The following is a 20197-nucleotide window of genomic DNA, read 5'->3' as shown; positions in this document are numbered from 1 at the left end:
CACCTCGGCCCCAAGCGCAACAAGCGTCTCGATCAGAACCGCCGTCTGGATCGTCATGTGAAGCGACCCCGCGATCCGCGCCCCCTTCAGCGGCTGCGATCCGCCATACTCCTCACGAAGCGCCATGAGACCCGGCATCTCCGTCTCCGCAATCTCGATCTCACGACGGCCAAAGGCCGAAAGCGTGATGTCCTTGACGAGGTAGTCCTTGGCCATGAAACGGCTCCTTGCAATACGGTTTGCGCCGCAGATAGCACCGGGCCGCGATTTCGGCAATGCACAGGCGCAAGAACTTGAAACCCGCAGGCCTTGACGACACAAACACGGGGTCGAGACCCCCCGGCAGGAGCTGATCATGGCCAAACCCCGTGCCTGGCAAAAGATGCTATCGGGCCGTCGGCTCGACCTGCTGGACCCGACGCCCGTCGACATCGAGATCGAGGACATCGCCAGGGGCCTTGGCTTTGTCGCGCGCTGGAACGGTCAGACCGTGGGCGAGTTCGCCTACTCGGTTGCCGAACATTCCCTTTTGGTCGAGAGCCTCTATGGCCGTCTCGTACCGCGGGCCCCCGCGAAATGGCGCTTGGCGGCATTGTTGCACGATGCCCCCGAATACGTGATCGGTGACCTGATTTCACCGGTCAAGTCGGCGGTCGGCCCTGGATACGAGGAGCTTGACCGCCGCCTCGCGGCGGCCATCCACATGCGCTTCGGGCTGCCGGCCGTTCTGCCCCGGTCCGTCAAGCGCCAGATCAAGAAGGCGGACAGGATCAGCGCATGGATGGAGGCAACCGAGATCGCCGGCTTTACCGAGGCCGAAGCGAACCGGTTTTTCGGACAGCCCGCCCCCGAAACCATCGCCGGGCTGCGGCTGCTCTTGCGCCCGCCAAGGGAGACGCGCGCCGCATACATGGCGCGCCACGCCGAGCTGATGGGCCAGATCGGGTAACCAGACCGCCCGCTTTACCTTGGGGACCGCTTCGCGAGAATCCGCTGGAGAGTGCGCCGGTGCATGTTGAGCCGCCGCGCCGTTTCCGAAACGTTGCGGTCACACAGCTCGTAGACCCGCTGGATGTGCTCCCATCTCACGCGGTCTGCGCTCATCGGGTTCTCGGGGGGCGGGGGCAGATCGTCGCCGGTAGCCAGCAGCGCGTTGGTGACATCGGTGGCATCGGCCGGCTTGGAAAGATAGTCGGTCGCCCCGATCTTGACCGCCGCGACGGCCGAGGCGATGGCGCCGTACCCCGTCAGAACGACGATGCGCGCATCGGGCCTTTTCTCCCGAATGACCTCCACGACATCCAGCCCGTTGCCGTCCTCCAGCCGAAGGTCGCAGACGGCGTAAGCCGGTGGGCGGGCCGTCGCGATGGCACGCCCGGCCGCGACGGATTCGGCTGTTTCGACGTCGAAGCCGCGTTTCTCCATGGCCTTGGCCAGACGCCTGAGGAAGGCCTCGTCGTCGTCCACCAACAAGAGCGACTTGTCTGCGCCGATTTCCGGGTGGGGTGCGGCCATGCGCCACCTCCTGATTGACTACGCTCCGTGGTGCGCCGGTCGGTTCTAGCCCGCGACCGGTTATGCGTCAAACCATCGCAGGACCGTTATCGCGCCTCGAGAAAGCACTGGACGCGGTCCGCCATCTCCTCGGGGCTGGCATCCCGGCGGAAGAATGTTGCGAACCCGGTCTCCGGAAATACGAGGTAGGTCAGCGTGGAATGATCGACAAGGTAGTACTCGTCATCTGTGTCCTGCGCCTGATAGAATGTCCGGTAGGCTTGGCTCGCCGCCTTGACCTGCTCGGGGCTGCCGGTAAGCCCGAGCATCCGGGGGTGCATGTTGGCGGTGAAATCATCCACGACCTCGGGGGTGTCACGCCGAGGATCGACCGAGATGAACACGGGCTTCACCATCTGCCCGCGTTCCTCGAGGATCTCGACCGCCTGGGCGTTGCGCGCAACATCGAGCGGACACACATCGGGGCAGAAGGTATAGCCGAAGTAGATCAGCGCCGGTCGGTCGATGACGTCCTCTTGCGTGACCGTCTCGCCGGTTTCGCTGACCAGCGTGAAAGGCCCGCCGATTTCCGCCGAACCGCCCGCGATACGGCCCGACCGGCATTCGGCGAACTTGTCCGGGGGCCCGCCCCGCAGGCTTATCCAGCCTATCGCGCCCGCCAGGACGATCAGGGCTGTTGCGACGACGGTTATCGTGGTTTTGCGGGTCATGGGCGTGTACCGAGAGTGGGTTACGTTTGGACGTGACGCACATCTAACATCGGTTTGGGAAACTGCAACGGAACGCGATGTCGCCATGACGGATATGACACCAGGGCGATCCGCCGCGCATGACAACAACTGGATCCGGCTGCGCACGCTGGTGCTGCTCAGATGGTGGGCCATCATCGGGCAGGTTTCGGCCCTGATAGCGGCCCAGCGCCTCTATGACCTCGATCTCGAGATCGGCCTGTGTTTCCTCGTCGTGGGCGTCGCGGTCATCAGCAACCTCTTTGCCTCTTTGGTCTTTCCCGAGAACAAGCGCCTTTCGGAGCGGGGCACGCTGATGGTCGTCTTGTTCGACATGCTTCAGCTGGGTCTTCTGCTCTACCTGACGGGGGGGCTGCACAATCCGTTCTCGATCCTGATCGTCGGGCCGGTCACGGTTTCAGCCTCTGCCATATCGTCACGCTCCACGGCCTTTCTCGGGCTGACGGCGATCGTCATCGTGTCGCTTCTCATCCCCTTTCACGTGCCTTTGCGCAGCGAACAGGGATTCGTCCTGCGCATGCCCGAGATCTTTCTCTTCGGCAACTGGGTCGCCATCGTCATCGCCGTCGTATTCCTCGGGGTCTATTCACGCTGGATCGTCACCGAGATGAACGCGATGTCCGAGGCGCTGCAAGCCACTCAGATGGCATTGGCACGCGAACAGAAGCTGACCGATCTCGGCGGCGTCGTCGCCGCGGCCGCGCATGAGCTGGGGACGCCGCTGGCGACCATCAAGCTCACGAGTTCCGAGCTGGCCGAGGAATTGTCGGATCACGCCGACCTGCGCGATGACGCCGTCCTGATACGCGACCAGGCCGACCGATGCCGTGACATCCTGAGATCCATGGGCCGCGCCGGCAAGGACGACACGCACCTGCACCGCGCACCGCTTTCGGCCGTCGTCGAGGAAGCCGCCGACCCCCATGCGGATCGCGGCAAGGAAATCCATTTCGAGCACGCCCCGGCAGAGGGCAGCACGGACAGCCAGCCTGTCGTGTTCCGCCGGCCGGAGGTGATCCACGGCCTGCGGAACCTCGTTCAGAACGCGGTGGATTTTGCACGCGGCGCCGTCTGGGTCGAGAGCACCTGGTCAGAGGATCATGTCACGGTCCGGATCATGGATGATGGGCATGGCTTTCCTCCGCATCTGCTTGGTCGGATCGGGGACCCGTTCGTTCGCCGCCGCGCGGCGACCGGCGAACCGCGCCGCCCGGAGTACGAAGGCATGGGGCTGGGGCTGTTCATTGCCAAGACGTTGCTGGAACGGACGGGGGCCGCCCTGAGCTTTGCCAACGGAGAGGACATGTATCGCCAAAGTGAAAAGCGCGCGCGCCGCACCGGCGCCATCGTCGAGGTGACATGGCCGCGCGCCATCATCGAGGCAGAGACAGGTTCCGGCCGCGCAGCCATCGAGGAAAACCGGCCGATCGCCGGATAGACCGATACGGGTTCGTTAAGGTTCCGTTAACCCTGTGCAAGCACGCTCCCGGTGTCACTGACAGGAGGACCGGAATGGAAATCTTCCCGTGGCTGCCGGTGGCGGCCTTGCTGGCCGGCGGCGTGGCCGGCGGTTTTCTTTGGTTGTTGATCCGCACCGCGCCGACCCCCGTCAGCCGCCCCGATGAATGCGACGCGCCCAAACTGACCAGCACGTTCCTCCTGAACGGGGAAACGATCATAGATACCGACCATGGCAAGGCCTCAGGCTGCTTCACATCGACGCCCACATACGAGACATGGCGCGATCTTCGCGAGTGGCTTGGCCAGCGGTTCCCGGGCCTGCCTGAAAAACTGCCGTCGGCAACATCGTCGGAAGAGGCGGTATTTCACCCCGCTGCCGCCGGCGACGGGGGCGTGCTCAGCCTCTCGGCCTGCGAAGGACGCCATCTGGTGACACTGCACGAACCCAAGCCGCCATCGCCAGCGCGGTGGCACGACGCGCTGATCGCCGCTTCGGAAAAGGCGTCGCTTGAACACGCGGTGGAGTCTGCGCCGATCGCAATGTGCCTGGTAAACGCCGAAGGAACCATGACCTGGCAGAACCCTGCTTTCGCAGCCCTGGGCGGCGAGGAACGCGAGGCAGTGCTGGCGGCCGCGCAGCATGCACAAGACGCGCAGTCACGGCCCGTGCGTATCGGCTCACGGACTTTCGAGGTAACGGTTTCCGCCGCGCATGGTCTCCTGGCGGTCCATGCGGCCGACACGACCCGGGTGATGCAGGCCGACGCAGTGCGCAATACCTTCATCCAGACCCTGACCAAGACATTTGCCGATCTTGATACCGGGTTGGCGGTTTTCGACCGGTCCGGGCAGCTCGTGCTGTTCAACCCGGCCATGGTCGACCTCACGGGACTTTCAGCCGCGTTCCTCAGCGGCAGGCCGGGTTTGCTGGATTTCTTCGACCAGTTGCGAAACCGCAACGTCCTGCCGGAGCCGCGCAATTACCCGTCCTGGCGCGGACAGATCAACGATATGATCGAAACCGCCTCGGCAACGGTCTACTGTGAAACCTGGAGCCTGCCCAGCGGGCTCACCTACCGCGTCACGGGCCGGCCGCACCCGGACGGGGCCGTGGCCTTTTTGATCGAGGACATATCCGACGAGGTGTCGATGACGCGCAGATCCCGCAACCAGCTCGGGATGCACCAGGCGCTGCTCGACCGTATCGAGGAGGCGATCGCCGTGTTCGGGGCCGATGGCGTTCTGGCGTTCTGCAATCGCAACTTTCAGGATTTGCTTGATTTCGATCCCGACTCCCGCCTGACGGACACGACGTTCGAACAGATCGTCGGGACCGTGCGAACAAAGTTTCCTTCCATCGCGCACTGGGCGGAGTCGGCCATGGCCGGCACCGATCTGCCCAAGGAGCGACGCGAGGTCGTTATCCCACATGCGTCGGCGCGTTGCCGGCTGGAAGCCTTGCCCGGCGGCGCCGTCATGCTCAGCCTGTCACGGCTGAGTGCGAAGGAACTCGCCTGAGCGTCTTGGCAGTTGCAGGCCGCGGCGACGCGTGTAGTGTCGCCCCATGCCACAACAGACCCGGACACTCCGATGTGACAGCCCCGAGGCCACGCATGCCTTGGCCACCGCGCTTGCCAGAGTTCTGGAGCCGGGCGACACCGTTCTGCTGGAGGGTCCGGTTGGTGCCGGCAAGACGCATTTCGCCCGCGGCGTGATCCTCGCGCTACTGGACGTGGCAGAGGACGTTCCCTCCCCCACCTATACGCTGGTGCAGGCATATCTGGGCCGAAAGAGCGAGATCTGGCACACGGATCTCTACCGGCTCACCGACGTGTCCGAGCTGGAAGAGCTGGGCTTGTTCGACGCCTTCGAGTCGGCGATATGCCTTGTGGAATGGCCGGACAGGCTGGGTCAGGAACGGCCGGGAAACGCGCTCCTGGTCACACTTCACTGCCCAGGGCCAGAGCTGGAACGGGACGTGACATTCTCATGGACTGCCGAGAAGTGGCACCGCCGGCTGGAGGAGTTGTTCCATGGTTGAACGTAGCGGATTGATCAGAACATTTGTCGCGCGGGCCGGATGGGGCTCGGCAGATACCGCGATGCTTGCCGGCGATGCGTCCAACCGCCGCTACCTGCGTCTGACCGACCCGGAAACCGGTGCCCGGGCCGTGCTCATGGACGCACCGCCCGACCGCGGCGAAGATGTGCGCCCGTTCATAAGGATCGATGAATTCCTCGCCGGGCTTGGGTTCAGCGTGCCGCGCATCCTTGCCCGTGACACGCAGGCGGGCCTCCTGCTTCTGGAAGATCTGGGAGATGACCTCTTCGCCCGCGTTCTGGAACGGTCGCCGGAGATGGAAAACAGTCTCTATTCCGCGGCAACCGATCTTCTTGCGGAACTGCATGCACATTCTCCGCCCCCGGGGCTGGCAACCTATGACAGCCGCTTGATGACGGAACTCTCGGCCCTGGCCTACGATTGGTACCAACATGGCGGCGCCGGCCACCAGGCGCCGGAGTCATCAGCCCGCTTCTGCCAGGAATTCGAGCCTGTTCTGGCCCGACTCGGGCCAGATGCCGTTCTTGTCCAACGGGATTATCATGCCGAGAACCTTATCTGGCTTCCCGGCCGGACGGGGACGGCGCGGGTCGGGCTGCTCGATTTCCAGGACGCCATGGCAGGACACCGGGCCTATGACCTCGTCTCGCTGCTTCAGGACGCGCGGCGCGACGTGCACCCCGCGACCGAGGAGACGATGCTGCGGCGCTACGTCGAAACGACCGGACTGGACGATGCCGGCTTCCGCGCCGCCTACTACATCCTTGGCGCACAACGAAACTTGCGGATACTCGGCGTGTTCGCGCGGCTTTGCCTGCGCGACGGCAAGGCCCACTATGTCGACATGATCCCGAGGGTCTGGGCGCTCTTGGAGCGTGACCTTGCCCATCCGGCGCTGTCCGGGCTCCGCGACCTCGTCCTGAACGATCTGCCCACACCGACCCCGAGTTTTCTTCAAAGGCTGAAAGATCAATGCGCAACGGTCCCGGATCAGTCATGATCTTTGCCGCGGGTTTCGGCACCCGAATGGGCAACCTGACTGCCGATCGGCCGAAACCGATGATCGAGGTGGCCGGTCGGCCGCTGATCGATCATGCTCTGGAACACGCGCGTGCTTTCGGGGCGGAGCGGATCGTTGCCAACGTCCATTACAAGCCAGAGGCGATCCGTCGCCATCTCGCCGCCAGCGAGGTGATCTTGTCAGAGGAACAGCCACGCATCCTGGATACCGGCGGCGGATTGCGCGCGGCATTGCCGCTTCTGGGCGGGGGTCCCGTTTTCACCATGAACTCCGACGCCATATGGCTGGGACCGAACCCCCTGCAATACCTTGCCGGGCTATGGGCCCCCGCGAAGATGGACGCGCTTCTGCTTTGCATAGTTACGGAAAACGCCGTCGGACATGTCGACGACGGTGATTTCACGGTCGATGCAAACGGCCGTGCGCGGCGTGGCCCGGGCGCCGTCTATACCGGTGTGCAGATAATCCGCACGGACCGGCTCCATGATATCGATGCGGCGGCATTTTCACTCAACAGGGTATGGGACGGAATGCTTGAGCGCGGCCGTCTCCATGCCGCCACGTACCCAGGGAAATGGTGTGACGTGGGCCGGCCCGAGGGTATCGAACTGGCCGAGGACATGCTTCAATCGGGCGATGTTTGAGTTGTCGGAGCATCCGCGTGTTTTTTGCGTGCCGCCCGGCGTGGATTTTCCACGGGCGCTCGTCGACGGGCTATTGCAACGACAACGGGACAAACCGCCAGAGGCGCTTGCGCGGGTACAGTTGATCGTCAACACGCGGCGCATGGCGCGGCGTATCCGCAAACTCTTCGACGCGGGGCCGCCGCGCCTTTTGCCGCGTATCGGGCTGGTCACCGATCTCGGCGACAAATGGAACCTCACGGATATCCCGGGGCCGGTCCCGCCCTTGCAGCGGCGATTCGAAATCTTGCGCCTGGTTTCCGCGCTACTGGATCAGCAGCCGGACATCGCGCCGCGCGCGTCGCTCTATGATCTTTCCGACAGCCTTGCGGCGCTGATGGACGAGATGCATGGCGAAGGCGTCTCGCCCGATGTCATCGATGCGCTCGACGTGAGCGACCAGTCGGGTCATTGGCAACGCATACGGGCGTTTCTGGGCATTGTCCGTCACTACTTCGATGACAGAAGGTCGATACCGGACGTCGAGACCCGCCAGCGCATGGTCGTCGAGCAGCTGAGCGCCCGATGGCAGACCGACCCCCCGCAACATCCCGTCATCGTGGCGGGCTCCACAGGCTCCCGCGGGGCGACGCAGCTGCTGATGCGTGCGGTGGCCCGGCTGCCGCAGGGGGCGGTCGTCCTGCCCGGTTTCGACACAGACATGCCCGCGGATGTCTGGGCCCAGCTTGACGACGCGATGACGGGCGAGGACCATCCGCAATACCGGTTTGCCGCGTTCATGAGGGCGCTGGATCTGTCTCCCGGGCACGTGCGTCCGTGGACGGCCGACCGTCCGGCCAATCCGGCACGAAACCGGCTCGTTTCGCTGGCGTTGCGGCCTGCGCCGGTCACTGACCAATGGTTGCGCGACGGGCCCGGGCTGAACGACATCGCCGGGGCGACGGCGGACATGACCCTTGTCGAGGCACCGTCAACCCGGCTCGAGGCGCTGACCATCGCGATGCGCCTGCGCGACGCGGCGGAAAACGGTGAGACGGCGGCGCTGATCACCCCCGACCGCTCGTTGAGCCGGCAGGTCACGGCAGCATTGGACAGATGGGACATCGTGCCCGATGACAGTGCCGGCATGCCGCTCCACCTGTCGCCGCCGGGACGATTCCTGCGGCATGTCGCTGAACTCTTTCATCAGCCTCTATCCGCGGAACTCCTGCTGACGCTGCTGAAACACCCGTTCGCTCACGGCGACGCGCATCGCGGCCCCCACCTGCGGCTCACACGGGATCTCGAACTGCATTTGCGCCGGCACGGCCCGCCTTATCCGCAACCCGTCGATCTGCGCCGTTGGGCGGATCATGGCAAGGACCCGTTTGCCCCCGATTGGATCGACTGGGTGATCGACTGTTTCGCTGGAAAACTTGTCGAGGGCGAGGTCGCGCTGAGGGATCACGTCACGCGGCACATGGCACTGGCCGAGCGCATCGCGTCAGGGGCAACGGGTGCTGGCACCGGCGGTCTGTGGGCGGGCGAGGCTGGGCAGGAAGCGCGAAAAACAGTCTCTGACATTGCCGATAATGCCACACATGGCGGCACGATGACCGCGCGCGACTATGCCAGCCTGTTTCACGCAGTCCTGTCGAAAGCGCAGGTGCGCAATCCGGTCGAACCGCACCCCGAAATCCTGATCTGGGGAACGCTGGAGGCCCGTGTCCACGGCGCGGACATGCTGATCCTCGCCGGGCTGAACGAAGGCAGCTGGCCCGAAGCACCGGCGCCCGACCCGTGGTTGAACCGCGCTCTTCGTCACCAGGCCGGGCTATTGCTTCCCGAACGGAACATCGGTCTTTCGGCGCACGATTTCCAGCAGGCCCTGCTCGCCCCCGAAGTCTGGATCACGCGCTCCGTGCGGAGCGATGACGCCGAAACCGTTCCCTCCCGCTGGCTCAACCGCCTGTGCAACCTTCTCAACGGCCTTCCAGAACAAGGCGGAAAGACTGCGCTGGATGCCATGCGGGGGCGGGGCGACAGCTGGATCCGCTATGCCCAGGACCTTGAGGCAGTTACGCCCGTGGCGTCGGAAACACGCCCTTCGCCGCGCCCGCCGTTGGAGGCGCGGCCGCGCGAACTCCCCGTGACGCGGATCCAGACGCTGATCCGGGATCCTTATGCCGTTTACGCCAGGCACGTCCTCAAACTCAGGCCGATAGATCCCCTGATGAAGGTCCCCGACGCCCTTTTGCGCGGAACCGTCGTGCACGGGATCCTCGAGAATTTCATTGACGACACGCGCCACGACCCCGAGCTGCTGACCCGCGCACATCTCATGGACGTGGCCGACAGCGTACTGGCCGACACTGTCCCATGGGCGGAAACGCGCGCCCTGTGGCGGGCGCGGCTGGAGCGTGTTGCCGATCGCTTCATCGACGGCGAGAGGGCGCGGCGCCGCATTGCACAACCCGCGCATCTGGAGGTGCGCGGCCGCGCGGAACTCCCCGAACATGGGTTTTCCCTTACGGCCAAGGCCGACCGCATCGATGTCGATCCTGACGGCGCACTGCATCTTTACGATTACAAGACCGGAACCGCCCCCAGCCAGAAGGAGCAACGCCATTTCGACAAGCAACTGCTGCTGGAAGCCGCCATGGCGATGCAGGCGGGATTCGGCGAGCTGCCGCCATCGCAAGTGCGACGGGCGGTTTTCATCGGTCTCGGCGGCGGCGCCATGGAGCAGGAAGCGCCGTTAGACACTGATCCGCCCGAAAAGGTATGGCACGAATTGCAGGCCCTTGTCTCGGCCTACATGTCGCGGCAGCGCGGCTATACCGCGCGGCGGGCCGTCAGAACGGTCAAGGATTCGGGCGATTATGACCACCTCGCACGCTTCGGCGAATGGGACATCACCGACACTCCCGATCCGCAAGAGGTGGGCTGATGGCGCGTGACGACGCCAGCTTGCGCCAGATCACGGCCGCGCGCCCCGACCGCTCCACCTGGCTTTCGGCCAATGCGGGCTCAGGCAAGACAAAGGTCCTGACGGACCGGGTGGCCCGGCTTTTGCTGGACGGGGTCGATCCGCAACATATCCTTTGCCTGACCTACACCAAGGCCGCCGCGTCGGAGATGCAGAACCGGTTGTTCGACCGCCTCGGCGGATGGGCCATGCTGGACGACGAGGCGCTCGGCATGGCGCTGCGGAACCTTGGAGAGGATTGGCAAGACGGACCGGGAAAACTCAACGACGCACGCCGCCTGTTCGCCAAGGCGATCGAAACGCCGGGCGGGCTCAAGATACAGACGATCCATTCGTTCTGCAGCGCGGTGCTGCGACGCTTTCCACTGGAATCGGGCGTCACGCCGAATTTTACCGAAATGGAGGACCGCGCGGCAAAGCTGTTGCGCGCCGAGGTGGTGGAAAAGATCGCGGCGGGCACGGGCGCCCAGGCTATCGAGACGCTGGCATGGCATCACACCGGTTCAACCCTTGACGAGTTGACCGCCGAGATCGTGCGGCAGAAAGCGGCGTTCGCGCGACCTCTCTCGGCCGGCGACATCGCGGAAATGTTCGGGCAGCCGCCCGGGCTCGACGAGACAATGATCGAGAACCGCGTGTTCCTTGGCGGAGAGGGGGATTTGCTGCGCGAACTCGTCTCGGCCTTGTCCGCGGGCAGTTCCAATGACCGGAAGGCGGCCGAAAAGCTGTCCAGTATCACCACACCCGGATTTTCCGATCTGCCGGTTCTTGAAAACCTGTTCCTGAACGGACCGGGCGCGAAGGAGCCTTTTTCTGCCAAGATTGGCTCTTTCCCGACAAAAGCGTGCCGCCAAACGATTCCGGGTCTTGTCCCCGATCTTGACGCCCTGATGACCCGCGTCGAGGAGGCCCGCACCGCGCGCCTCGCGCTGCGGGCCATGCACAGAACCCAGGCGCTGCATGACTTCGCCCGGATATTCCTGCCCGCCTATGAACATGCCAAGCAAATGCGCGGCTGGCTGGACTTCGATGACCTGATCCTGCGCGCCCGCGAGCTCTTGACCGATCCCACGGTGGCCGACTGGGTGTTGTACAAGCTGGACGGCGGTCTGGACCACATCCTCGTCGACGAGGCACAGGACACGAGCCCGGCGCAATGGCAGGTGATCGAGAGGCTGGCGCAGGAATTCACCAGCGGCGCCGGCGCACGGCCCGATACGCCGCGAACTATTTTCGTTGTAGGGGACAAGAAACAGTCGATCTATTCATTCCAGGGCGCCGATCCGCGTGAATTCGACAGGATGAAGACCGATTTTGGCGAGCGCCTGTCACGCACACCAACCCCGCTGCAAGACCTGCAGATGGAATACTCTTTCCGCTCGGCGCAGGTGATCCTCGACCTTGTCGACGCAACATTCCGTGGACGCGCGCAGAGCGGTTTCGCGCCGGATCAGAAGCACGTCGCCTTCAAGAAGGATATGCCCGGCCGGATAGACCTGTGGCCGGTCGAGGAAAAACCGGCCAAGGCGGAGGACCCCGACTGGTTCGATCCGGTGGATACCCGCGCTCCGGACAATCCCGGCAAGCTGTTGGCCCGGCGCATCGCCGTCGCGATCCGTGACATGATCGGGACACCCCTGCCCGACGCCGGTGGCGGACAGGCCCGCGCGATCACGGCGGGGGATATCCTGATCCTTGTCCAGCGCCGGTCGGACACGTTTCACGACATCATCCGGGAGTGCAAGACGCTCGGACTGCCCGTTGCGGGCGCCGACAGGCTCCGGCTGGGCGGAGAACTGGCGGTCAAGGATCTGGGGGCGCTTTTGTCATTCCTCGCCACGCCCGAGGACGATCTGGCGCTCGCCTCGGTTCTGAGATCCCCGTTGCTGGGATGGAGCGAGGCCGAGCTCTACAGGCTCGCCCATAACCGCGACGAGAATTATCTCTGGGCGGAGTTGCGCAAGCGCGCAGACGAGTTTCCGCTGACGCTTGGTGTCTTGCGGGACATGCGCGACCAGGCGGATTACCTTCGGCCCTACGACCTGATCGAACGGATGCTGACACGGCATGACGGGCGGCGCCGGCTGCTGGCGCGGCTCGGGCCCGAGGCCGAGGACGGCATCGACGCGTTGCTCTCGCAGGCGATGGCATTCGAAAGGGGCGCGGTGGACAGCCTGACAGGCTTCCTTGTGTGGATGGAGACGGACAACCTCGAGATCAAACGCCAGATGGACAGCGCGGGCGATCGAATCCGGGTGATGACGGTGCACGGGGCCAAGGGGCTTGAGTCGCCTGTCGTCATCCTGCCGGACACGGCGGCCCGGCCGAACACGATACGCGACCAGTTGGCATGGCATGGCGACACTGTGCTCTGGCGGTCCACGGCGACGGAGACGACACAACTTCAGGCCGAGCTTGACGAGGCCGCGAAACAGGCCCAGCAGGCAGAGCGCGACCGGCTCTTGTACGTCGCCATGACACGGGCCGAGCAATGGCTCATCGTCGCCGCGGCCGGTGATCTCGGCAAGGATGGCAACAGCTGGCACGAGATGATCCGCACCGGGATGGAACGCCTTGGCGCGCGGCCGCGGGAATTCGACGGCCGCCACGGGCTCCGGATCGAATCGGCCGGATGGGCTGGACTGGAGGCGACACCGTCACAATCCACGCCCAGGGCGGAGTCCTCTGTTCCCGATCACTTCCACCGGTCCGCGCCAGCCCCGATCGAAACACCGCCAACGCTCAGCCCGTCGGAGCTCGGCGGCGCAAAGGCGCTGGCGGATGAGCGGGGGCTCGATGAGGACGCCGCCAAGAAACGGGGTCGCCAGATCCACCGGCTGCTGGAGTGGTTGCCCCGCACGCCCGAAGCCGACTGGCCCGCGACCACCGCACGCATCCTGTCGACCGGTGAGGACGCGGCGACGGACCAAGAGCTGGAAACGCTGCTGGAAGAGGCGGCAGGGGTCGTGCGCAATCCCGAGATCATGCAGCTCTTTACGCCGGAAACCCTCGCGGAGGTGCCGGTCAGCGCAACGCTCGACGAGTTGGGGGGCCGGCGCATCCACGGCGTTATCGACCTGCTCTTGGTGGAACAGTCTCGCGTACTGGCGATAGATTTCAAGACCAACGCTGCCGTGCCAGCATGCGCGGATGACTGCCCCGAGGGGCTTTTGCGGCAAATGGGTGCCTATGCCGCGGCGCTGGGCTGTATCTATCCCGGTCGTAACATCGAGACGGCCTTGCTTTGGACACGGACCGCGACGCTCATGCCACTGCCGCACGATCTGGTGATCGGCGCGTTGCGATCTGCCCGGCTGGCTTGACGGGCCTCGCGGGCCTCCATAGGTTCCCGGCCTGATACCTGATACCTTGCTGGGAGACCGATCATGGCCACCGTTGCCGTAACCGACGATACGTTCGACACCGAAGTGAAAAATTCCGATATCCCTGTCGTGGTGGATTTCTGGGCGGAATGGTGCGGCCCCTGCAAGCAGATCGGGCCCGCGTTGGAGGAAATCTCCGAAGAGATGAACGGCAAGGTGAAGATCGCCAAGGTTGACGTCGATTCCAATCCCAACACGGCCATGTCGCTGGGGATCCGCGGAATCCCGGCGCTTTTCATCTTCAAGGACGGCGAAGTGATTTCGAACCGCTCCGGCGCCGCGCCCAAGGCCACGCTGCAAAGCTGGATCGAGGAAAGCGTCTGATCCGCAAAACCACGCGCCACGGGCCGTGATTGACCGGCCCGTGCCAGCCGCGCGGCCACTTGCCGTATCCGACAAGCACCCTTTCCATTTCGGCCATGCAGTGGTCTTGTGTGCAAATGAGTCTGACCAATTCGGACATGGCCGATCTCGTGGCCCTGCGCCGCGAACTGCACCGTTTTCCAGAGCTTTCGGGCGAGGAATCGCAGACGGCGCGGCGCATTACGCGCGAGCTGTCCGCCCATCCCCCGGACGAATTGGTGACGGGCCTCGGGGGGCACGGCCTCGCAGCCGTTTATCAAGGCACCGATGACGGGCCGACCGTGCTTTTCAGATGCGAACTCGACGCGCTGCCCATTCACGACGTCGGGCCGGTCAACTACCGTTCCATCGTTGATGGCAAGGGGCATCACTGCGGTCATGACGGCCACATGGCAATCATGGCCGGGCTGGCACGGCGCCTGTCGCGCCGCCGCCCCTGCCGCGGGAGGGCAGTGTTGCTGTTCCAACCGGCAGAAGAAACCGGGGCCGGCGCGGCCGCGGTGATCGCGGATCCCGGGTTCCCGGCGATCGCGCCGGATTATGCGTTTTCGCTGCACAACATGCCGGGCCTGCCGCTCGGGTCGGTCGGGCTGGTCGAGGGGCCGGTCAATTGCGCATCCTGCGGGCTGCGGCTCCGGCTGTCGGGCAAGGCGGCGCACGCGTCGAACCCCGAAAGCGGGGTGTCCCCGATGGCCGCGCTCAGTAAACTCATGCCGGCACTTTCCGACCTCAGCCACGGCACCCTGCATGACGCGGATTTCGCGCTTGTGACTGTCACACATGCACAGATGGGCGAGCCCGCCTTCGGCATCGCCCCGGGCGAGGCCACCGTATTGGCCACGCTGCGCACGCGCACGGATGACGGCATGAACCTGCTGTCAGAACGCGCGCTGTCCATTGCCTCGATGACGGCTCAGGCATGTGGGCTGACCGTCGATCATGAATTCGATGATGTTTTCCTGCATTGCGAAAACGATCCCGAGGCAACGGCAATCCTGCGGCAGGCGCTTGACGCGATCGGTCTGCCCCATGGCTGCGAAGGCCAGCCATGGCGCGCATCGGAGGATTTCGGCCGCTTCGGCCAGTTCGCCCATGCCGCGATGTGCGTGCTCGGCGCGGGATGCGATCATCCGGCGCTGCACAATCCCGATTACGACTTTCCCGATGACCTCATCGCGCCGGGCGTTATGCTTTTCGAGCGCGTGGCCCGGGACCTGCTGGGATAGCCACGGGCATCGGCCCTTGCACCGCCAACGCACCCCTTCCATATAGAGCCGAACGAACGGAGGCCCCGCATGACCAAGGATTTTCCAGGCTGGCACGGAACGACCATCATCGCCGTCAAGAAGGACGGCAAGGTCGTCGTGGCTGGTGACGGGCAGGTCAGCCTCGGCCAGACGGTCATCAAGGGCTCGGCGCGCAAGGTTCGTCGCCTCTCGCCCGGCGGGTACGAGGTCGTGGCCGGCTTTGCCGGATCGACCGCGGATGCCTTTGCCCTTCTGGAGCGTCTGGAATCCCGCCTCGAGGCCACGCCGGGCCAGTTGCAGCGCGCCTGCGTCGAGATGGCCAAGGAATGGCGAACCGACAAGTACCTGCAAAAGCTCGAGGCGATGCTGATCGTCACCGATGGCAGCCAGATTTTCGTCATAACCGGGGCCGGCGACGTGCTGGAGCCAGAGCACAACGTCACTGCCATCGGATCGGGCGGCAATTTCGCGCTGGCCGCCGCGCGCGGCATGATGGACAGTGACAGGGACGCCGAACAAATCGCGCGGGACGCCATGGCCATCGCCGCGGATATCTGTGTCTACACCAACGGTCAGCTGACGGTGGAAACCATCACCTCATGATCGGCCGGGACGATCTTCGGGCCGGCGTTTCGGCCGGCATCCTGTCGGAGGCCCAGGCGGCATCCCTCGCCAGTCTGGCAGACAGCCGCCGCGGTGCGCGCGAAAACCTTGCCCCGGGAGACGAGCCTTTCGAACTCTTCAGGGGCTTCAACGAGATCTTCATCGTGGTGGGTCTGGCCATTCTCGCCACCGGCTGGATCGCGATGAACGGGGCCGCGATGACAGCGGCGACCGTCGATGTGCGGACGCATGTCGCGATCATGTCCGTAATCGGCGCGGGTGTGCTTTGGCTGCTTTCGGAATATTTCATCTCCCGCCGGCGCATGGTTGCACCGGCGATTGCCTTGTCCATTCTCTTCGCGGCCAATGCCGGTGCGGGATTCGTGGCTTGGTTTGGCCAGCTTTTCATGCTGGCGCGAGAGGAATATTCCAGTCTGCCGTGGCCCTTGATGATGACGACAGCGGCGCTGTTCGGTTTCTGGCTGCGGTTCCGCGTGCCTTTTGCCATGGCAATGATCGCCGTGGGTTTCTTTGCTGTTGCGATCCTGCTTGCCGCGATCTCGGCGGGGCAGCCGGACTCCTTGCAGGATCTGTTCCTGTTGTCCGCTGACGGGCCATTCGCGTGGATCACACTATTGCTGGGGGGTCTCGTTTTCCTTGCGGCGATGTGGTTCGACATGAGCGATCCGCACCGCGTCACCCGACGGTCGGCAAACGGTTTCTGGTTGCATATCGTGGCGGCACCCGCCTTGGTGAACACGCTCGCACTCACCCTGCTGGAGCGCGCAGACGCGGGAGCGCACCTTTTGCTGCTGGCAGTGCTCGGGTTCTTCGCCGTGGTTGCAATCGTGATTGACCGCCGGTCCTTCCTGATCGCCGCCATCGGGTACAGTGTGACGCTGGCCTTCACCATCCTCGAAGGCGAGAGCGCGGGCACAATCATCTTCGGGCTCGGCGTGGTACTGCTGGTGCTCGGCGCGTTGTGGGAAAGGTTCCGCGCGCGCCTTATCCGGCTTTTGCCGTTCCTGCCGCTTGACCGGCTGCCGCCTTCCAACTGACCAAGGGACTCCCATGACAGACCTTACCCCCCGCGAAATTGTCACGGAACTTGACCGGTTCATCATCGGGCAGCGGGACGCCAAGCGCGCCACGGCCGTCGCATTGCGCAATCGCTGGCGGCGCAAGCAGTTGCCCGACGACCTGCGCGAGGAAGTGTATCCCAAGAACATTCTCATGATCGGGCCGACCGGGGTCGGCAAGACCGAGATCAGCCGCCGTTTGGCCAAACTCGCCAGGGCGCCCTTCGTCAAGGTCGAGGCAACCAAGTTCACGGAGGTCGGTTATGTCGGCCGCGACGTAGAGCAGATCGTGCGTGACCTCGTCGATACGTCCATCGCCCAGACCCGCGAATGGATGCGCGAGGACGTCAAGGCATCCGCCCACAAGAACGCGGAAGAACGGGTCATTTCCGCGATCGCAGGGGATGACGCCCGCGAAAGCACGCGAGAGATGTTCCGCAAGAAGCTCCACGCGGGCGAGCTCGACGATACGGAGATCGAGCTCGACGTGGCAGACCAGAGCAACCCGATGGGCATGATGGACATTCCCGGCCAACCCGGCAGCCAGATGGGCATGATGAACCTCGGCGACCTTTTCGGCAAGGCGTTCGGCGGGCGCACGACCCGCAAGCGGATGACCGTGGCCGACAGCTACGAGGTGTTGATCGGGGAAGAGGCCGACAAGCTGCTGGACGACGAAGCGGTGAACCGCGCCGCGCTGGAGTCGGTGGAACAGAACGGAATCGTGTTTCTCGACGAGATCGACAAGGTCTGTGCCAAGTCCGACGCGCGCGGCGGCGACGTCAGTCGCGAAGGTGTCCAGCGCGACCTGCTGCCGCTGATCGAGGGTACGACGGTTTCGACGAAACACGGCCCGGTCAAGACGGACCATATCCTTTTCATCGCGTCGGGCGCCTTCCATCTGGCGAAACCGTCCGACCTTTTGCCCGAATTGCAGGGCCGGCTGCCCATCCGGGTGGAGTTGCGCGCGCTCACGGAGGAGGATTTCGTCCGCATCCTGACGGAAACGGACAACGCGCTCACCCGGCAGTACTCGGCCCTCATGGAAACGGAAAAGGTGACCGTCAGTTTTACCGAGGACGGCATCGCCGCGCTGGCGCGGATCGCGGCCGAGGTGAACCAGTCGGTCGAAAATATAGGGGCGCGGCGGCTTTACACTGTTATGGAACGCGTGTTCGAGCAACTCAGCTATACCGCGCCCGACCGGTCGGGTGAAACTGTGACCGTCGATGCCGATTTCGTCGAAACCAATCTCGGCGAACTGATGAAATCCGCGGATCTGAGCCGTTACGTCCTGTGACGTCCCGGCTGGGTGTCACAAGGCTGTGCCGTTTTCCTGCGGACCCCTGGAAACCAGCGTCCATGCCTGTCCCACGGGCAGCAGCCTGGCCCCGAGCCGGGTGGCTTGTCCCAGCAGGTCATCCAGTGTTCGCGGGGTAACGCCGTAAGGGCTCGGTTCGGGTGCAACGTCGTGGGTGAACAGGATGACCCAACCGCCTGTGCGCGCCGCAAGCGTCATCCCCCGCCGGGCGGCGGCGAGTCGCGTCGCGTCCATCCGCAAGTCATGAGCGACCAGTTGCATCGCGTCGGTGCCCGTCCTGTTTGATCCGGGCACGATACCTCTGGCAGAAGGAACCTCGGCCAGGAGCCTTTTCTTTAGGCCAATCGTCGTTTCCCCGTAGGGATAGGCGAAATGAGGGCAGGGCGCGGCCCCCAGGATCTGCGCAAGCGTATCACGATTGCGCCTTATATCGGCGATAGCGGCCTCCGGCGTCATGCGGGTCATGTCGTGATGCCCGTGACCGTGCAGGGCGACCTCGTGACCGCGGCTCGACAACGTCCGCAAGTCATCGGGTCCGGCGATCTGCCCGCTTGCGCTGGCCCCGCCCATCAAGCCCGTCGCGCTGTAGAATGTACCGGTCATGCCGTGGCTGGCCAGTATATCGGCGCCCCGCGTGGCGGCCGAGAGGGGTACATCATCGAAACTGACTGAGAGGATGAATTCCGATGGGCATCCATTGAGTGGCGCGACCGATCGCAGCGCCGTCCATTTCCGCCTTACCCGTTCGTGCAGGCTCTTTCCCGGCACGTAGGGATCATTGACCTGCATCGTTCAGGGCAGCCCCGTACGTACCGGCGCGAAACACCTTCAGCGCGACAAGACGCAGGCGCATCGGCATGAGATCAGCGCCGGCGCATCTTGCGGCGATGTTGACGAGCAGGCCAAGCCCCGGCATGCCAGCGAACCGGCGTGCCCAGCGATAGAGCGGCATCCGGGCGACCGCCTGCGGATGCGCCGCCAACAGCCGCAGAAAATTGTCAGCCGATTCGCGATACTTGCCGAGAATGTCGTTTGCCGTGTCGAGTCCGAGATGCACGGCCGGATTATCCACGTGAACCACGGGATACCGCCCAGCGATACGCAATCCCCATTCCACGTCTTCCCATCCCCAACCTGCGAATCCTTCGTCGAATTGTTCCCGTTCTATGATAGTACGGTGCAGGAAGATGTTGGATGTAAATACGTAACGGCCCGGATCGCGGGCACGTTCCATGGCCGGGAGGCATTCCGACAGCACTGATTGATGCGCGTGCAGCTGCGTGCCGGGGGCTACCGTTTCCGGATCGATGGCGAACCCCCCGACGATGCAGCACGGCTCACCGCATTCGGCCGCCGCGTTGCGGTAAATGCTAAGAAAATCAGTCGCATCGATACGCATGTCGCTGTCAAGCAGCAGGATCCAATCTGTCTCTGCCACGCTCAGCATTGCATTGCGGCCGGCCGTGCGTCCGCAGTTGGCCGCGGCTTCGAGAAAGGAGCTCTTTCCAGGATACTCCGCCAGCGCGGCATGTATTTCAGCCGAGAGCGCCGCGTCGCCTGATCCGTCATCATAAATCCGCAGGGCGACACTTTCCGCGCCGTCCTGCTGTGAAAGCTGGTGGATCAGTGCCGTGGGATCGGTCCTGTAGACGGGAATGCAGATATCAACGCTGCACGCCCGGTCGCGATTGCGATCGGTTCGCTTGATGTCCAGCGTGATCCCGCGTTCTGTCATGCGAAATATTATACATACTTTAGATGGTTTTGCGTCAACCTTAATA

Annotated in this window: 18 protein-coding genes; 13 read left to right on the top strand and 5 right to left on the bottom strand. The window is 64.2% G+C overall.

Annotated elements, in window-relative coordinates:
• On the bottom strand, positions 1-216 hold a 216-nt coding region (locus ACH13J_RS02080), incomplete at its 3' end, for an adenosylhomocysteinase (RefSeq protein ID WP_397541650.1).
• Positions 217-355: 139 nt separating this feature from the next.
• Here ACH13J_RS02080 and ACH13J_RS02075 point away from each other — a divergent pair.
• Positions 356-949 (top strand): HD domain-containing protein, encoded by a 594-nt coding sequence (locus tag ACH13J_RS02075; protein WP_397541649.1) that lies wholly within the window; start codon positions 356-358, stop codon positions 947-949.
• 14 nt (positions 950-963) lie between these two features.
• Here ACH13J_RS02075 and ACH13J_RS02070 read toward each other — a convergent pair whose 3' ends face one another.
• Both ACH13J_RS02070 and ACH13J_RS02065 read right to left on the bottom strand, forming a co-directional pair.
• The gene (locus ACH13J_RS02070) at positions 964-1515 is read right to left on the bottom strand and encodes an ActR/PrrA/RegA family redox response regulator transcription factor (protein ID WP_397541648.1); all 552 of its coding nucleotides are present in this window, start codon (positions 1513-1515) and stop codon (positions 964-966) included.
• Positions 1516-1601: 86 nt separating this feature from the next.
• On the bottom strand, positions 1602-2225 hold the full coding sequence (locus tag ACH13J_RS02065) for an SCO family protein (protein WP_397541647.1): 624 nt from the start codon (positions 2223-2225) through the stop codon (positions 1602-1604).
• Between the two features lie 85 nt (positions 2226-2310).
• Here ACH13J_RS02065 and regB point away from each other — a divergent pair, with 85 nt between their 5' ends.
• From regB to hslU, 12 genes are all read left to right on the top strand, one after another.
• Entirely contained in the window at positions 2311-3702 is a 1392-nt protein-coding gene (regB, locus tag ACH13J_RS02060) for a sensor histidine kinase RegB (protein WP_397541646.1), read from the top strand.
• A gap of 74 nt (positions 3703-3776) precedes the next feature.
• Positions 3777-5243, top strand: coding sequence for a PAS-domain containing protein (locus ACH13J_RS02055; RefSeq protein ID WP_397541645.1), 1467 nt, complete (start codon positions 3777-3779; stop codon positions 5241-5243).
• Positions 5244-5289: 46 nt separating this feature from the next.
• Positions 5290-5766: a tRNA (adenosine(37)-N6)-threonylcarbamoyltransferase complex ATPase subunit type 1 TsaE gene (tsaE, locus tag ACH13J_RS02050; protein ID WP_397541644.1), complete on the top strand. Its 477-nt coding sequence runs from the start codon at positions 5290-5292 to the stop codon at positions 5764-5766.
• Positions 5759-6787 (top strand): phosphotransferase, encoded by a 1029-nt coding sequence (locus ACH13J_RS02045; protein WP_397541643.1) that lies wholly within the window; start codon positions 5759-5761, stop codon positions 6785-6787. The genes tsaE and ACH13J_RS02045 overlap by 8 nt, the downstream gene beginning before the upstream one ends.
• Positions 6760-7452, top strand: a complete 693-nt coding sequence (locus ACH13J_RS02040; protein WP_397541642.1) for an NTP transferase domain-containing protein — start codon at positions 6760-6762, stop codon at positions 7450-7452. Before ACH13J_RS02045 ends, ACH13J_RS02040 begins: the two co-directional genes overlap by 28 nt.
• Positions 7445-10381, top strand: a complete 2937-nt coding sequence (gene addB, locus ACH13J_RS02035) for a double-strand break repair protein AddB (protein WP_397541641.1) — start codon at positions 7445-7447, stop codon at positions 10379-10381. The genes ACH13J_RS02040 and addB overlap by 8 nt, the downstream gene beginning before the upstream one ends.
• On the top strand, positions 10381-13743 hold the full coding sequence (gene addA, locus ACH13J_RS02030; RefSeq protein WP_397541640.1) for a double-strand break repair helicase AddA: 3363 nt from the start codon (positions 10381-10383) through the stop codon (positions 13741-13743). The genes addB and addA overlap by 1 nt, the downstream gene beginning before the upstream one ends.
• A 63-nt stretch (positions 13744-13806) precedes the next feature.
• The gene (gene trxA, locus ACH13J_RS02025; RefSeq protein WP_397541639.1) at positions 13807-14127 is read left to right on the top strand and encodes a thioredoxin; all 321 of its coding nucleotides are present in this window, start codon (positions 13807-13809) and stop codon (positions 14125-14127) included.
• Positions 14128-14243: 116 nt separating this feature from the next.
• Positions 14244-15392, top strand: a complete 1149-nt coding sequence (locus ACH13J_RS02020; protein WP_397541638.1) for an amidohydrolase — start codon at positions 14244-14246, stop codon at positions 15390-15392.
• Positions 15393-15461: 69 nt separating this feature from the next.
• Positions 15462-16016: an ATP-dependent protease subunit HslV gene (hslV, locus tag ACH13J_RS02015; RefSeq protein WP_397541637.1), complete on the top strand. Its 555-nt coding sequence runs from the start codon at positions 15462-15464 to the stop codon at positions 16014-16016.
• Complete coding sequence (locus ACH13J_RS02010; RefSeq protein WP_397541636.1) at positions 16013-17074, top strand: hypothetical protein; 1062 nt, start codon at positions 16013-16015, stop codon at positions 17072-17074. Before hslV ends, ACH13J_RS02010 begins: the two co-directional genes overlap by 4 nt.
• A 13-nt stretch (positions 17075-17087) precedes the next feature.
• The gene (hslU, locus tag ACH13J_RS02005) at positions 17088-18395 is read left to right on the top strand and encodes an ATP-dependent protease ATPase subunit HslU (RefSeq protein ID WP_397541635.1); all 1308 of its coding nucleotides are present in this window, start codon (positions 17088-17090) and stop codon (positions 18393-18395) included.
• A gap of 15 nt (positions 18396-18410) precedes the next feature.
• Here the strand turns inward: hslU and ACH13J_RS02000 are convergent, their stop codons facing one another.
• Together ACH13J_RS02000 and ACH13J_RS01995 are read right to left on the bottom strand one after the other, a co-directional pair.
• Complete coding sequence (locus tag ACH13J_RS02000; protein WP_397541634.1) at positions 18411-19205, bottom strand: polysaccharide deacetylase family protein; 795 nt, start codon at positions 19203-19205, stop codon at positions 18411-18413.
• Positions 19192-20151 (bottom strand): glycosyltransferase, encoded by a 960-nt coding sequence (locus ACH13J_RS01995; RefSeq protein ID WP_397541633.1) that lies wholly within the window; start codon positions 20149-20151, stop codon positions 19192-19194. The genes ACH13J_RS02000 and ACH13J_RS01995 overlap by 14 nt, the downstream gene beginning before the upstream one ends.
• Positions 20152-20197: the final 46 nt, after the last annotated feature.

Origin of the sequence: Roseovarius salis, from assembly GCF_044472985.1 — a bacterium.
Classification (GTDB): domain Bacteria; phylum Pseudomonadota; class Alphaproteobacteria; order Rhodobacterales; family Rhodobacteraceae; genus Roseovarius; species Roseovarius salis.
This window is presented reverse-complemented; position numbering and strand designations above follow the sequence as displayed.